Below are 14,117 nucleotides of genomic sequence, written 5' to 3' on the forward strand. Positions count from 1 at the left end.
GCGCACAAGGAGCTGCAGGAGCGTGAACAGGTGCTCAAGACGCTCTCGAACGCGATGGCCGAGGAGCGGGCCGACGAACGGTTGCAGATCGCCGGTTACCTCCACGACGATCTCGCGCAGGTGCTCTTCCGACTGTCGATCCAGGTCGACGTCGCGCGCAAGCTGCTGGAGAAGGACGACATCCCTGCCGTGCGGGACCAGCTCGAAAAGATCCGCGCGTCGAAGCAGGAGACTTCGGATCGCATCCGGGCGCTGATCCGAGATCTGCACCGTTCACCGCTGGGAGCCAGGGGCCTCGCCGAGGCGCTCGAGTCCTTCACCGACGAGGTCGGGCGCGACGCGGACGTCACGTACCACCGGGACATCGACGAGATGCCACTGCCGGCGCCGATCGCGTTGCTGATCTTCCACATCGCGCGCGAGGCGGTCATGAACTCGCTCAAGCACGCGCAGGCGTTGGACTTCTGGATCAGCGTGCACGAGGACGAGGACTCGATCGTGCTCGAACTGCGTGACAACGGCGTCGGGTTCGACACGGAGGCGCCGGGACCAGAGGGTCACTTCGGCATGGCGATGATGCGTGAGCGCGCCCAGGTCGGTGGCGGCACGTTCGACGTGAAGAGCGCTCCGGGGGAGGGCGCCACGATCACCGTGAAGTTCCCGAGCTCACTGCTGCAAGCCGAGGCTCCGCCCCAGGCCGTGACCGGCGGGGGAGGCGACGTTCAGGCGGCAGGTGCTTCCCCCGGTACATCGGCAGCCACGCCGGAGGCCGACGATTCTCGGCGAAGCGTCCCCGCATGACGATCACGGTGAACGCCACGATGCCCGAGTAGAGGAACAGGTCGCCGATCGACAGCACGGTCGCGATCGGCGGAGGAAGCCCGATCACGTCGCCGAGCGGAGTCAGTACGTCCGAGGACGTCATCAGATGGTGCTTCCCGTCATCGATCGCCGAGGGCGGCACGCCGCTCGATCCACCCGCCGCTCGGATCGCCGCCTCGCTCACGGGCATGCCGCCGTTCAGCGCGATCACGGTCATGTTCAGGGTCAGCCCGAGAAACAGCAGGGGTGCGGCGGGCAACCGTCGGTTCACCCAGGCGAACGCGATCAGTAGCGCGTAACTGCCCAAGAGGGCGGCGACCGCGACATCGTCGCTGAGCCAGCGGTCGAACGGGACCAACTGCAGCACGAGCCCGCCGACGGCAGCGCCCCACCAGTACACGTGGATCCGTTCGAAGTTGCGCAGGCTGCCGCCCGCGATGACCCCGGCGACGAGGCCGACGACGGCGACGGTGAGGACGACGATCATGGTGGGGAAGGATGACGCCTGCGGGCTGCGATCGTCGCATCGGTTCTATGGCAAGTCCAGTCGCGAGCGGGCGCAGAGGTTCGGCCACGCTCGGAATCGCCTCGCGGCCGTAGGCTCGAAGCATGGCGAGCACGAGCGACAGCGGCTACTTCGGGCCCGAGAGCGTCTCGTGGCAGGTGCATCGCGAAGTCACGGTGCTGTTCGGCGGGGCCCGCGCCCTGTTGATGCAGGCCGCCCACCCGCTCGTGGTCGCCGGCGCGAACCAGACGGCCATGTACGAGCGGAACCCGTGGAAGCGGCTGCAACGCACCTTGATCCTGACGTACACCCTCACCTTCGGTACGAAGGCCGAGGCGCATGCGGCCGCCGACAAGATCAACGAGGTACACACGCGCATCAACGGCATCGATCCCGTCACCGGGAAGCGCTACGACGCGCTCGATCCGGAGCTGCTGCTCTACGTGCACGCGTGCCTCGTCGACTCGGCGATCCTGTTCGAACAGCTCACGGTCGGCAGGCTCGACGACGCCGGGCGGCAGCGCTTCCACGAGGAGCAGATGCTCGCAGCGGAACTCTGCCTCGTGCCCCGCGCGACGATCCCGCCGACCTGGCAGGCCTTGCGCGCATGGCTCGCAGACTTCGAGGACCGCGGGGAGCTACAGGTGACCGACGGCGCTCGCAGGGTGCTGGATCTCTTCTTCGATCCGCCCCGAGAAGCGGAATGGCGCCCGATGCTCCGCGGGGTCTCGCGCCTCGCCTACGGCACGTTGCCCGACGGTATCCGCGAGATGTACGGCGTCCCCTTCGGGCCGGTGAAGCAGGCAACGATGCGCGCGGCGTTCCCGACGATCCGCGCTATGCGACCCCTCCTCCCGCCCAAGTACCGGTTCATCGCCCCGTACACGGAGTTCCTGCTCCGTCGTCGTGGTATCGACCCCGAGGTCGATCTGGCCGAAGTCAGGAAGCGGGTCGGCATCAGGCTCTAGCGTCGGTCCCTCGGTAGGTGGCGGGCGTGGCAGACTGCCGCCATGACCCCGCTCGACGTGGACGCGCTGTTGCTCGACATCGACGGCGTGCTCGTCACGTCGTGGCGGGCGCTCCCGGGCTCGGTTGGGGCCATCGCCGCCCTGCGCCGGGCCGACGTGCCGTTCCGGCTCCTCACGAACACCACGGCGCACACGCGTCTCGGGCTGGCCGAGACGCTTCGCGAGGCAGGTTTCGACTTCGGGCCCGACGAGATCGTCACGGCCGTGACGGCGACGGCGAGTCACCTCCGATCCCACCACGCCGGCGCGAAGGTGTACGTGCTCAGCGACGGTGATCCGACCGACGACCTGGTCGGGGTGGAGCTGGTCGACGCCGACGAGGCGGACGTGGTCGTGCTCGGTGGAGGGTGCGAGGACTTCAGCTACGAGGCGATGAACCGCGTCTTCCGCCGGCTGAACGACGGAGCCGCGTTCGTGGCGATGCATCGCAATCTCTACTGGCGCACGAGCGAGGGACTCCAACTCGACGGAGGCGCCTTCATCGCGGCCCTCGAGTCGGCATCGGGCGTCACGCCGGCCGTGTGCGGGAAGCCGTCCCTCGCCTACTTCGGCGCGGCCCTCGGCATGCTCGGGGTCTCACCCGACCGAGCGGCGATGATCGGCGACGACATCGTGAACGACGTCGTCGGTGCCCAGGACGCCGGTCTCACGGGCGTGCTCGTGCGGACCGGGAAGTTCCAGCCTTCCGACCTCGATCGTGGCACGGCCGACGTGGTGGTCGGATCGCTCGCCGACGTGCCGGCGTTGCTGGGGCTCGGTGATTGACGTGTCGTCGGACCGCGCGGCGGCGCCTGGCCTGTTCTCAAACATCGCGCCGCAGTACTCGTGGGCGGGCGCCGTGCTGTCGTTCGGCCAGGACCCTCGATGGCGGCGGTTCATGGTCTCCAAGCTCGGCGCCGTGCCGGGCTCGCTCGTGCTCGACGTCGCAGCCGGCACCGGGTTGGTCTCGCGCGATCTCGCGGCTCGGCTGCGGGTGAACGTCGTCTCCCTCGACCCGAGCGAGCCGATGCTACGGGCGGGGGTCCCCGCGAACGAGGCCTCCGGGTTGGCCGGTCAGATCCGACCGGTCCTCGGCCGCGCCGAGATCCTTCCTTTCGCCGACGCAACGTTCGACGCGCTGACGTTCACCTACCTCGTCCGCTACGTCGAGGATCCTTCCGCCACGCTCCGCGAGCTCGCTCGCGTGGTCCGCCCGGGTGGATCGATCGCGTCGCTCGAGTTCCACATGCCCCAGCAGCCGATGTTGCGGGCGGGATGGTACGCATACACGCGCGGGGTACTGCCGGTGCTCGGGTCGTTCGTCTCACCCCAGTGGCGGCGCACGGGGAACTTCCTCGGACCGAGCATCACCCGGCTCGAGGAGCGCGCACCGCTTCCCGAACAGGTGCGGTGGTGGCAGGAAGCAGGGATCCATCACGTGCGTTCGCGGGAGCTGACGCTCGGCGCCGCCGTGGTGATCTGGGGTGTGAAGGAAGGTCGTCGTGGGGGATAGGTCGGGCGGTTCCCCGGAACGTCCGGCGTTCTACGCGCTGGCGCCCGGGGGCTGGCGCGATTGGTGGAGCCTGCTCCACCCGCCGTACACGGTGTGGCACCTGTCGTACGTGGTGATCGGGGCGTCGCTCGCGCGCGACGTCGACCTGCGGTGGCTGGGTGAGACCCTGCTCGCCTTCCTGCTGGCGATGGGGTTCGCTGCGCACGCGCTCGATGAGCTGCACGGTCGGCCGCTGCGCACGCGGATCTCCGACGCGGTGCTCATCGCGGTCGCGATCGCCGGGCTTGCCGGCGCGGTCGCGCTCGGTATCGACGGCATGATCCAGATCTCCCCCTGGCTGGGCGTGTTCATCGTCGTCGGGGCGTTCTTGGTGGTGTGCTACAACCTCGAGCTGTTCGGCGGCGCCTTCCATTCGGACGTGTGGTTCGCGCTGGCGTGGGGGGCTTTCCCGGTGCTCACGGCGTACTTCGCGCAGACAGCGGCGCTCGGCGTCGCCGCGCTGCTCGCCGCGGCTGCGTGCGCAACGCTCAGCGCGGCGCAGCGGGCGTTGTCCACGCCCGTCAGGCGCCTGCGGCGCCACGTCGTGGACGTGCGCGGCGAGGTGACGCTGGACGACGGGCTTCGCGAGCCGGTCGACGCCTCGACCCTCCGTGCCGCTCCCGAGTCGGGGCTCCGGTTGCTATCGATCGCGGTACCCCTCCTCGCGGCGGCGTTCCTCACGGCTCGACTCGTCTGATACGGACTAGTCGGCGGAGACGATGGCAAGGACCTCGTCGGCGTAGCGATCGAGCTTCGCCGGCCCGATGCCCGGCACCGCCGCGAGGTCGGCCCAGTCGCTCGGTCTGCGCTCCGCGATCTCGGCGAGCGTCGAGTCGTGGAAGATCACGTACGCGGGAACGCCGTCGGTCGAGGCACGCCGGCGACGCCACTCCTTCAGGCGATCGAACAACGGGCCTCTGCCGGCGCCGACCGTGACCGGCGTCCGCGTGCCTCGTGCTTTCGCCGCCGAGCGCCCGGCTGCCTCGGCCTTCACCACGCCGATCTCCCGCAGGAAGGGGCTGGGCGCGGAGCGGGGCTCGCGCGGCCACGACAAGAACAGGTGCTCGCGCGCCCGCGTGATTCCCACGTACAGCAAACGCCGTTCCTCGTCGGGGTCGGCCTCGCTCTTGCGCGCCCGGTACGGAAGCTCGCCGTCGAGCAGCCTCGGCAGGAACACGGCGTCGAACTCCAGACCCTTCGCACGGTGATAGGTCATGAGCTGCACACCGCGGCCCTCGCGTTCGGCCGCGAAGCGATGATCGAGCTCGGCGAGGAAGCCGGGGACGCTCGCCTCGGGGCCGGCCGCCCCTGCGTACTCCGTCGCGAGCACACGCATGCGCGCGAGGTCGGCTTGTCGCGTCGCCTCTTCGTCGCCCGCGTCGTCGCCGAACCCGTCGGGTGCGTACCCCAGCGCGTCGGTGATCGCCTCAACGGCCCCGGCGACGGCGACCGCGCCGTCCGCCCTCCTCAGCCGCGCGATCACGCCTCGGGGACCCGGACGCCGCAGGAACGATCCGTCGCGCACCTGGTAGGGCACGCCCGCAGCGGCGAAACCCTCCTCGTACGCCTCGGAGCGGGCGTTGATGCGGTAGAGCACGGTGACCTGTTCCCACGGCACGCCCTGCCCGTGCAGTCGTCGCGCCTCGTCGACGACGAATGCGACCTCGGCGTCCGCATCGGGCAACGCGCGCGCGGTGGGGTTCGGGCCGTCGCCTCGGGTCGCCCTCAGCGTCTTCTCGAAGCCTCCCATCGAACGGGCGAGCGCGTTCGCGACGGTGAGGACCTGCGGCGAGGAGCGGTAGTTCTCCTCGAGCCGGATGATCGTGGCGTTCGGGTAGCGCTCGGGGAACGTCAGCAGGTGCTCGGGGGAGGCGCCCGTGAACGTGTAGATCGTCTGGTAGTCGTCGCCGACGACGCAGAGCTCATCGCGGCCGTCGAGCCACCGGTCGAGCAGGGCCTGCTGCAGCGGGTTCACGTCCTGGTACTCGTCGACCGTGAACGCGTGGAACCGCTCGTGCACGAGACGAGCGGCCTCGGGTTCGTCGCCGAGCAGCGTCACCAACATCAGAAGCATGTCCTCGAAGTCCATGCGTCGCTCGCCCTTGGTGCGCTCGTACGCCGAGAAGGTTCGCTGCATGAGGTCCGCGGGCAGCGGCGGCGTGCGGTCCGCAGCCTCGATGGCCTCCAGGTACCCGGCCGGGTTCACGAGCCGGTTCTTCGCCCATTCGATCTCGCCGGCGAGCTCGCGTCGCGGTAGGAATCGGTATGCGCCGGGCAAGCCGTTCGCGATCGGGTTCAGGATCTGCGCCTTCGTGTTCATCACCTCGGGAAGGTCTCGGCCCGTGATCCTCGGCCACAGGGTGCCGAGCTGTCGCAGGGCCGACGCGTGGAACGTGCGAGCCTCGACGCCCTCGACCCCGAGCCCGGCCAGCCGTGTCTTCAGCTCACCGGCCGCCCTCTCGGTGAACGTGACCGCGAGCACGGCGGCCGCCTCGAACGCACCGACCTGCACCTGGTGAGCGATGCGGTGGGTGATCGTCGTGGTCTTGCCGGTGCCCGCGCCCGCCAGGATCGCCACCGGCCCGCGCACGGCCTCAGCCGCTCGACGCTGGGCGTCGTTCAGGCCGGCGAGCGGGTCCGTTGCGCGTGCCATCTGGGCGACGCTACCAGCGGACTCGGACGGTTCGGGACGAAAACCGTTTCAGCCACGCAGGGTTGCGGCCGATAGGGACCGTATGGCTCTGGTCGAGAACAGGTCGCCCGCGGACGTGTCGGGCCGCGTGCCCCTGCATTACGCGGCCCTGTTCGGCGACGTCCATCGCGCCCGGGAGCTCGTCGACTCGGGTGCCGACATCCGCATCGGCGACCACGACGGCCAGACGCCACTGCACTACGCGGCCCAGGGGTGCTCGGTGGCGGTCGCCGAGCTGCTGCTCTCGCGCGGCGCCGACGTCGATGCCGAGGACCACGACGGCAACACCCCGCTGTGGTGCGCCACGCTGCGCACGCGTGGCGAGGGACCGATCGTGCAGATGCTCCTCGGCCACGGCGCCGACCCTCACCACGAGAACCACGAGGGTCGCACCCCGGTGAAGCTCGCGAAGGCGTTGGGTGGCGTCGACATGTCCCTCCGCAGCGCCGGCTAGCTCCCGAGTATCCACGCATCCCGGAGTCGCCCCTCGCTATCCGCAGGCGGGGCTACCCTGGTCGCATGACCGGATCCCCCACGACCCTCGGCGCTCTGCGCGCGACCGACTTCACCGATCGCACCGTGAAGCAGGAGATCCGCGACAACCTGCTCGCGAAACTCGCCGCCGGCGAGGACCTCTTCCCCGGTCTCGTCGGGTTCGACGACACCGTGTTGCCGGCGCTCGAGCGCGGCATCCTCGCGGGCCACGACCTGATCCTGCTCGGGGAGCGGGGGCAGGCGAAGACGCGCCTCGTACGCGCCCTCGTGGAACTGCTCGACGAGCTCGCGCCGGCGATCGAAGGCACCGAGACGAACGACCACCCGTACCGCCCGATCAGCGCCCATGGCAGGGCCCTCGTCGCCGAACACGGAGACGACACGCCGATCACTTGGATCGCCCGCGGCGACCGGTACGCCGAGAAGCTGGCGACGCCAGACACGAGCGTGGGCGACCTGATCGGCGACGTCGACCCGATCAAGGTCGCCGAGGGGCGCTACTTGGGCGACGAAGGCACGATCCACTACGGGCTCATCCCCCGCACGAACCGTGGCATCGTCGCGATCAACGAGCTGCCCGACCTGCCCGAGCGCATCCAGGTGTCGCTGTTCAACATCCTCGAGGAACGCGACGTGCAGATCCGTGGGTACCGCATCCGCTTGCCCCTCGACATGCTGCTCGTCGCGACGGCGAACCCCGACGACTACACGCACCGCGGCCGCATCGTGTCGCCCCTGAAGGATCGGTTCGGCACGCAGATCCGTACGCACTATCCGGAGACCTTGCGCGAGGAGATCCGCATCATGGATCAAGAAGCCGCTCCGGTGGGCGGCGAGGTGCCGTTGCGCGTGCCGGTCTTCATGAAGGAGGTCGTCGCGGCGCTCACCGCCGAGCTCCGCCGCTCCCCGCACGTGAACCACCGCAGCGGCATCAGCGTGCGCTACTCGATCGGCAACCTCGAGACGCTGCAGGCGGCCGCCGTCCGCCGTGCCGCCCGCACCGGGGAGCCGGAGGCTGTGCCGCGGGTGGTGGACCTGCCTGCGGTGCTGATGAGCTCCGAGGGGCGCGTGGAGTTCGACACGATCGAGGAAGGCCGCGAGGCCGAGATACTGCTGAGGGCGATCCGGACCGCCGAGCTCGAGGTGTTCCGCCGCCGGTTGACGGGCTACGATTTCGCGCCGTTGCTCGCCCGGTTCGACGAGGGTCTCGCGATCGACACCGGCGAGCTCACCCCCGCCAGCGATCTGCTGGATGCGATCGGCGATCTGCCGGGACTGGCCAAGCTGCTGGAGCGCCTCGGCGTCGAGGAGGAAAGCCCCGGCGTCGCCGCGAGCGCGCTCGAGTTCTCACTGGAAGGGCTCTACCTCTCCCGCCGGCTGAACAAGGACGGCGGGGACCGGGCCGCGCGGTACACCGGACCCGCGGCTGTCTGAGGGCGCGGCCTCGTAGTATCCGGCGCGATGTCGCAGGTGCACGAGTGGGTCGGGTTCGCCGTGGTCGCGTTGTTCGCGATCGGCTGGCTCTGGCCACTCGGCGCGGTGATCGTCCGACGAGGGCCGGGTGAGCGGTACTGGCAGTGGTTGACGGTCGCGCAAGTCGCCGCCGGGCTCCAGGCCCTGATCGGCATCGTCCTGCTGTTGCTCGGACGTCGACCCACGGAGTGGCTCCATTACGTCTACGGGTTCGGACCGATCCTGATCTTGATCATCGCCCATGCGCTCGCGCGCGACCTGCAGAAGACCCAGCCCGGCGCCGAGCCGATCCAGCCGTGGGTGCCGTTCGCGTTCGCCGCGTTCATCTGTTTCGGGCTCACGCTCCGGGGGCTGATGACCGGCCTCGGCATCGGCTGAGCCTCAAGCCCCGAGACTTGTTCGCCGAACCTGAGAACCATGGTCGCCCCGCAACAGGGAACGTCTGGACCCGCGACCGTCGCACGGGTGCTCGGCCGCCTTGACGCGTACAGCTTCTTCGTCGTGCCCGGCCACGAGTGGGAGGCGGACTTCGCGGTCGTGGGCACCACCGGCGCCTTCCTGGTGCGGGTCTGCGACCTCCCCGGAGTGGCGAGGGTCGACGTTCGTCGACCGACGGTCGGAGACAGTGCCGTTCCCGGGTTGCGCAGGCTGCGTTCCGGCGCGAAGCGGCTCACCGTGAAGCTCGGCAACGCGGCGATGTTCGCATCGACCGTACCGATCGTGTGCCTCACGCGGGCGATCGCAGGTCCTCCGGTCGAGGGGGCGGCGGGGGTACGGTTCGTGAAGGTCGACGACCTCGCCAGGGAGATCTCTGCGCGCCCCGCGGTGCAGTCTCACACGAGGGCGCAGTCGGCGGTTCGCGCGCTCGGTGTGCGTGTCGCCGGCGACCAACGACGTCACTTCACGGTCCGCAGCTAGCATCCATCCAGGCTTCTGCGAGCGGGCGCGTAGGCTGGTCGCATGCGCTTCCGCTACTCGCGGTGGGACGGCACCCAGGATCCGTTCGGGCCCGACGTGCCCGCTGCCGACGTCCTCGAGGAGCTCGCCGACGAGATCCTGATGGGCGGGGGCGCCGACCACGCCCTGCAGAGGCTCCTCCGTCGTGGCATGCGGGGGCGGTTCTCGGGCATGGATGCCCTGCGGGAACGGCTGCGTCAGCAGCGTGAGCGTGAGGAGGCACTGCTCGACCTCACCGGCCCGCTCGAGGACGTCCGGGAGCGGCTCGAGGAGATCCTCGAGCGGGAACGTACGGAGCTGAGCTTCCGCGAGGACGACGACGCGCGCATGCGTGAGGCGTTCCTCGACGCCCTGCCGCCCGATGCGCCCGGCCGACTCGGGGAGCTGCGGGAGTACCGTTTCGCGGATCCCACGGCGCAACGCATGTTCGACGAGCTCCAGGAACACATCCGCGAACAGGTGATGGGGGCCTACTTCCGGCAGATGGCTGAGGGCATGCGCACGATGTCGCCCGAGGACATCGCCCGGTTCAAGGACATGCTCGCCGAACTCAACGGGCTGATCGAGATGCGCGAGCGCGGTGAGGACACCCAGCACGCGTTCGAGGGTTTCATGTCCCGCCACGGAGGATTCTTCCCCGACGATCCGCAGACGCTCGACGAGCTGCTCGAGCACATGGCTCGCCGCATGGCGGCGATGAGCGCCTTGATGGCGTCGCTCACGGCGGAGCAGCGCGACGAGCTCGCGCGCCTCGCCGAACAGGTGATGCAGGACATGGACCTCGCGTTCGAGGTCGACCGCCTGGGCGCGAACCTCCGAGACGCCTTCCCCGGCATGGGGTGGGGTCAAGGCGAGGGTCAGGGGTTCGGGGAGGGACTGGGCATGCCGATGTCCGCGGCGGTCGATGCGATGGAGCGACTCCATGACTACGAGGAGCTCGATCGTGCGCTGCTGGGGGACTACGCGGGTGCCAGCCTCGACGATGTCGACGAGGATGCCGCGCGCCGCACCCTCGGCGACGCGGCGGCCCAGGACCTACGTCGCCTGAAGCAGATCGAGCGCATGCTGGAAGACGCGGGCCTCGTGCAACGGCGACGCGGCCGGCTCGAGGTTACCCCGCGTGGGGCGCGCAAACTCGGCGAGCGTGCGCTCACGCAGATCTTCGAGGAGCTGCAGCGCGACCGGGAGGGTACCCATGAGGCGCGCGACGCCGGCGGTCTGGCCGAGCCGACGGGGGCGACACGTCCCTGGAACTTCGGCGACCACGGACAGCTCGCGGTGCAGCGCACGGTCTTCAACGCGGTCGCGAGATCGACCCCGGGCGAGCCGGTGCGCCTCACGCCCGACGACTTCGAGGTGGTCGAGGCCGAGCACCGCACGGAGACGGCGACGGCGCTCTTGCTCGATCTCTCCTTCTCGATGCCGCTTCGCGGACACTTCATCCACGCGAAGAAGATGGCGCTCGCGCTGCACGCCCTGATCGAAGGTCGGTACCCGCACGACACGCTGTACCTGATCGGGTTCAGCGACTACGCGCGCCGACTGCAGCCCGAGGACCTCACCGCGCCGGGCTTCGAGCGCGTGTACGGGACGAACATGCAGCACGCGTTCATGCTCGCCGGGCGCCTGCTCGCCCAGCATCCGCGCGCGACGAGACAGGTGATCATGGTGACCGACGGCGAGCCGACCGCGCACCTCGAGGGCGAGCAGGCGTTCTTCTCCTGGCCCCCGGTGGCCGAGACCATCGAGCTCACCCTCGCCGAGGCGATGCGCCTCGCGAAGGCGAACGTGCGCCTGAACATCTTCATGCTCGAGGAGTCCGAAGGCCTCGCTCGGTTCATGGAGCGCCTGGCCCGCGTGACGAAAGGGCGCGTCTTCCTGATGGACGACGACCGCGTCGGCGAGTTCGTGCTCCGTGACTACGTGGCCCGGCGTTCCCGTTGACGTCGCAGGTCCGCCGGGCGGCCGGCGGCTCGCGGTAGGGTCGCTTCCATGCGGCGGTTCGTGAAGTTCGTGGTGTGGGCCCTGGTGTTCGCGATGTGCGCGGCCGTGGGCGCGGTGGTCGCGGCGAACACGAACCCGTTCCCTCCCGGGGTGGAAGACCCCGGCGCGCGGCCGATCGGGGGTTCCCCGACCGGCGATCCCGATCCGAGCGCGTCGGGTGGCTCATGGCTCGTGCGGATCGACACGCGCACGTACCACGACCTGTTCGTCGGGGGCAGGTGCGCCGGGAACTGGCGTATCGACGTCGGCATCGCGGTCGCCGACGGGGCGATCGATTCCGCGGGGGCTGCCACGCTCAAGAGCGAGCTGCGATGCGACGAGCCCACGGCCCAGGTCCAGGCCGAGCGCATCGACATGCGAGCCGTCGGCGAGCTCCGCGGCGACGAGCTCCGTTTCCGGCTCAAGGAGACCGGACGCAGCCCCGCCGGGTCCCAGGAGCTCAGCGGCTTCCTGGAGACGATCCCGACCCTGCGCCTCGTGATGCCGGCGCGCGACGGCGCGACGGCGAGCTTCGATTTCGAGATCCCCGACGGTGGACAAGGGACCTTCGGCGCCGCAGGCTCGGTGGTGCTCACCGCCGCCACCTAGGTGGCGGCGCCGCGGTGGACATCCCACCACAGCGTGATGACGCGCTGTTCCGCCGGCCCGGCGCTCCAAAGTCCGCCGTGCTCGTGCAGCCGCGGGCCGAGCGCCTCGGCGATCTCCGCGTCACGCTCGGGCGGCAGGCACAGACGCCGACGCACGAGGCCGATGGCATCCTCTCGGCGGTCGAAGCCGCTCCCGGCCGACTCCGCGGTGTCGACCCGGTCCTCGCGAAGCACGTCGAGGCCGAGCGCCGCGCAGAGCGCCTCGGCATCGTCGGCGCACGGGCGATCGGGTCGGTCGAGACCGTGGAAGCGCAGCCACAGGTCGTTCATCCACGAGAGCGGGTGCCGGTCGGTGAGCTCGATCACGACCCGGCGCCGGGCGTGCGCCGTGAGGGTCGTGAGGAAGCTGTCGAGGTCGGGGACGTTGTACGCGACGTGACCGCTGACCGCGACATCGGCCAACGGCGTCTCCACCGCGACGTCGGGCCAGCGCCCGAGCACGAGCGTGACCGGGAGCCCGATACCGGCGCCCCGACGGGCGACCGTCTCGAGCATGTCGTCTTGACCGTCGACCACGATCAGGCCCGTGCAGCGCGTCGCAAGCGGGAGGCTGGTCGCGCCGCCACCCACCCCCACGTCGAGCACCGTCCCGGGTTCGGCGAGCGCTTCGAGGGCTCGCGACGCGGTCGGCGTCGGCGCGCCTCGTCCGTCGCCGATCGCCGCCCGTTCGCCTCGGCGTGCGAACAGTTCCGACGGAAACCCGTACGGCGACTCCGGCGCGGCCTCGAGGATCGCCGGGGGGATCGCCCACGACGTGAGGGCTTCGGCCCACGCGGCGCTGAGCGCCGCCGGATCACCTGTCATCCAGCACCTCGTCGGTGTCGGCGCCGAGCAAGGGCGGCGGGCGCCTCGTGGGCAGCCGTTCACCGTCGAACCTGAGGGGGTTCGCGACCAGGCGCAGCGTTCCGCCTCGATCCGGGTCGACGACGTCTTCGACGAGCGCGTCACCCTCGGGCGAGGCGAACACCTCCTCCATCGTGCGGATCGGCGAACATGGCACCGAGGCCGCCTCGAGCTCGCGGAGCCAGTCGGCGGCGGGTCGGGCCATGAACGCCGCCGCGAGCAGCGCCACCAGCTCGTCGCGGTTCGCGACACGGTCCTGGTTGGTGGCGAACCGATCATCGTGGGCCCACTCCGGATGTCCCACGACCTCGCACGTTCGACGGAACAGCCGATCGTTCCCGCCCGCAAGGATGAACGGGCGATCCGAGGCGTGGAAGGCCTGATACGGCACGATGTTGGGGTGCGCGGTGCCCAGGGCGGTGGGCACGACACCGCCGATCAGCGTGTTGGCCGCCTGGTTCACCATCGCGGCCACGCTGGCGTCGAACAGCGACACCCCGACGTGGCGGCCGAGGCCCGTCCGCTCCCGCTCGGCGAGGGCCGCCAGGATGCCGATCGCCGCCTGCAGGCCGGTCACGACGTCGAGCAACGCCACCCCTGCCTTGACAGGCTCGCCGCCGGGCTCGCCCGTGACGCTCATCAGCCCGCAGAGTGCCTGCACGATGATGTCGTAGCCCGGCCTGGCGGCCGTCTCCGCCTCGCCGAATGCCGTGAGCGAGCAGGTGACCAGTCGCGGGTTCGCCGCCCGCAGATCGTCGAGTGCGAGCCCGAGTTCGCCCATGAGACCGGGCCGGAAGTTCTCGATCAGCACGTCGGCCCCTGCCGACAGCCGCTCGACGGCGGCGACCCCCTCGGCGCTTCGCAGGTCGATCACGGCCGAGCGCTTGTTGCGGTTGAGCGACAGGAAGTACGCGGCGTCGTCGCCCGCGAACGGGGGCCCCCAGTGGCGCGTGTCGTCGCCCTCGCCCGGACGCTCCACCTTCACCACGTCCGCCCCGAGATCGCCCAGGGTCATCGTGGCGAGCGGGCCCGCGAGCACGCGCGAGAGATCGATCACCCGGAGCCCGGCGAGCGGTGCCGGCGCCGTCTGGGAACCGGCCGTCATGGGCGCAGCCTACCG

14 protein-coding genes and 1 pseudogene are annotated in these 14,117 nt (G+C 70.3%); 11 read left to right on the forward strand and 4 right to left on the reverse strand.

Going from position 1 to position 14,117, the window contains the following annotated elements; genetic code table 11:
• The first annotated feature begins 54 nt into the window (after positions 1-54).
• Positions 55-606: pseudogene (locus VFI59_14450) on the forward strand (histidine kinase).
• Between the two features lie 40 nt (positions 607-646).
• On the opposite strand, the gene VFI59_14455 reads toward VFI59_14450, so the two are convergent.
• Complete coding sequence (locus tag VFI59_14455; protein ID HET6714892.1) at positions 647-1,309, reverse strand: DUF5317 domain-containing protein; 663 nt, start codon at positions 1,307-1,309, stop codon at positions 647-649.
• A 122-nt stretch (positions 1,310-1,431) separates the two neighbouring features.
• Between VFI59_14455 and VFI59_14460 the strand changes: the two genes are divergently transcribed.
• The 4 genes from VFI59_14460 to VFI59_14475 are packed head-to-tail and all read left to right on the forward strand — an operon-like array spanning position 1,432 to position 4,583.
• Complete coding sequence (locus tag VFI59_14460; protein ID HET6714893.1) at positions 1,432-2,295, forward strand: oxygenase MpaB family protein; 864 nt, start codon at positions 1,432-1,434, stop codon at positions 2,293-2,295.
• 42 nt (positions 2,296-2,337) lie between these two features.
• Positions 2,338-3,120 (forward strand): TIGR01458 family HAD-type hydrolase, encoded by a 783-nt coding sequence (locus VFI59_14465; GenBank protein HET6714894.1) that lies wholly within the window; start codon positions 2,338-2,340, stop codon positions 3,118-3,120.
• 1 nt (position 3,121) lies between these two features.
• On the forward strand, positions 3,122-3,847 hold the full coding sequence (locus tag VFI59_14470; GenBank protein ID HET6714895.1) for a class I SAM-dependent methyltransferase: 726 nt from the start codon (positions 3,122-3,124) through the stop codon (positions 3,845-3,847).
• Complete coding sequence (locus VFI59_14475) at positions 3,837-4,583, forward strand: hypothetical protein (protein HET6714896.1); 747 nt, start codon at positions 3,837-3,839, stop codon at positions 4,581-4,583. The genes VFI59_14470 and VFI59_14475 overlap by 11 nt, the downstream gene beginning before the upstream one ends.
• A 6-nt stretch (positions 4,584-4,589) precedes the next feature.
• Here the strand turns inward: VFI59_14475 and VFI59_14480 are convergent, their stop codons facing one another.
• Positions 4,590-6,539 (reverse strand): ATP-dependent DNA helicase UvrD2, encoded by a 1,950-nt coding sequence (locus VFI59_14480; protein ID HET6714897.1) that lies wholly within the window; start codon positions 6,537-6,539, stop codon positions 4,590-4,592.
• A gap of 82 nt (positions 6,540-6,621) precedes the next feature.
• On the opposite strand from VFI59_14480, the gene VFI59_14485 reads away from it, so the two are divergent.
• The 6 genes from VFI59_14485 to VFI59_14510 all read left to right on the forward strand — a co-directional run bounded on the left by VFI59_14485 (position 6,622) and on the right by VFI59_14510 (position 12,095).
• On the forward strand, positions 6,622-7,032 hold the full coding sequence (locus VFI59_14485) for an ankyrin repeat domain-containing protein (protein HET6714898.1): 411 nt from the start codon (positions 6,622-6,624) through the stop codon (positions 7,030-7,032).
• Positions 7,033-7,097: 65 nt separating this feature from the next.
• On the forward strand, positions 7,098-8,507 hold the full coding sequence (locus VFI59_14490) for a sigma 54-interacting transcriptional regulator (GenBank protein ID HET6714899.1): 1,410 nt from the start codon (positions 7,098-7,100) through the stop codon (positions 8,505-8,507).
• A 27-nt stretch (positions 8,508-8,534) separates the two neighbouring features.
• Positions 8,535-8,924: a hypothetical protein gene (locus VFI59_14495; protein ID HET6714900.1), complete on the forward strand. Its 390-nt coding sequence runs from the start codon at positions 8,535-8,537 to the stop codon at positions 8,922-8,924.
• Between the two features lie 87 nt (positions 8,925-9,011).
• A complete protein-coding gene (locus VFI59_14500; GenBank protein ID HET6714901.1) occupies positions 9,012-9,464 on the forward strand; it encodes a hypothetical protein in 453 nt (150 codons plus the stop codon).
• Positions 9,465-9,506: 42 nt separating this feature from the next.
• Entirely contained in the window at positions 9,507-11,447 is a 1,941-nt protein-coding gene (locus VFI59_14505) for a hypothetical protein (protein ID HET6714902.1), read from the forward strand.
• A gap of 48 nt (positions 11,448-11,495) precedes the next feature.
• Positions 11,496-12,095 carry a hypothetical protein gene (locus VFI59_14510; GenBank protein HET6714903.1) on the forward strand — a complete coding sequence of 200 codons (600 nt, stop codon included), beginning with the start codon at positions 11,496-11,498 and terminating at the stop codon, positions 12,093-12,095.
• Here the strand turns inward: VFI59_14510 and VFI59_14515 are convergent.
• Positions 12,092-12,958: a class I SAM-dependent methyltransferase gene (locus VFI59_14515; GenBank protein ID HET6714904.1), complete on the reverse strand. Its 867-nt coding sequence runs from the start codon at positions 12,956-12,958 to the stop codon at positions 12,092-12,094. The genes VFI59_14510 and VFI59_14515 overlap by 4 nt on opposite strands.
• The gene (locus VFI59_14520; GenBank protein ID HET6714905.1) at positions 12,948-14,102 is read right to left on the reverse strand and encodes a CoA transferase; all 1,155 of its coding nucleotides are present in this window, start codon (positions 14,100-14,102) and stop codon (positions 12,948-12,950) included. The genes VFI59_14515 and VFI59_14520 overlap by 11 nt, the downstream gene beginning before the upstream one ends.
• Between the last annotated feature and the right edge of the window lie 15 nt (positions 14,103-14,117).

The organism is Actinomycetota bacterium (assembly GCA_035697485.1).
Taxonomy (GTDB): domain Bacteria; phylum Actinomycetota; class UBA4738; order UBA4738; family HRBIN12; genus JAOUEA01.

Bases quoted from the DNA above. Each gene is read 5' to 3' on its own strand.
- VFI59_14455 (HET6714892.1), bottom strand. From the start codon at position 1,309: ATGATCGTCGTCCTCACCGTCGCCGTCGTCGGCCTCGTCGCCGGGGTC.
- VFI59_14460 (HET6714893.1), top strand. From the start codon at position 1,432: ATGGCGAGCACGAGCGACAGCGGCTACTTCGGGCCCGAGAGCGTCTCG.
- VFI59_14465 (HET6714894.1), top strand. From the start codon at position 2,338: ATGACCCCGCTCGACGTGGACGCGCTGTTGCTCGACATCGACGGCGTG.
- VFI59_14480 (HET6714897.1), bottom strand. From the start codon at position 6,539: ATGGCACGCGCAACGGACCCGCTCGCCGGCCTGAACGACGCCCAGCGT.
- VFI59_14485 (HET6714898.1), top strand. From the start codon at position 6,622: ATGGCTCTGGTCGAGAACAGGTCGCCCGCGGACGTGTCGGGCCGCGTG.
- VFI59_14490 (HET6714899.1), top strand. From the start codon at position 7,098: ATGACCGGATCCCCCACGACCCTCGGCGCTCTGCGCGCGACCGACTTC.
- VFI59_14495 (HET6714900.1), top strand. From the start codon at position 8,535: ATGTCGCAGGTGCACGAGTGGGTCGGGTTCGCCGTGGTCGCGTTGTTC.
- VFI59_14505 (HET6714902.1), top strand. From the start codon at position 9,507: ATGCGCTTCCGCTACTCGCGGTGGGACGGCACCCAGGATCCGTTCGGG.
- VFI59_14510 (HET6714903.1), top strand. From the start codon at position 11,496: ATGCGGCGGTTCGTGAAGTTCGTGGTGTGGGCCCTGGTGTTCGCGATG.
- VFI59_14515 (HET6714904.1), bottom strand. From the start codon at position 12,958: ATGACAGGTGATCCGGCGGCGCTCAGCGCCGCGTGGGCCGAAGCCCTC.
- VFI59_14520 (HET6714905.1), bottom strand. From the start codon at position 14,102: ATGACGGCCGGTTCCCAGACGGCGCCGGCACCGCTCGCCGGGCTCCGG.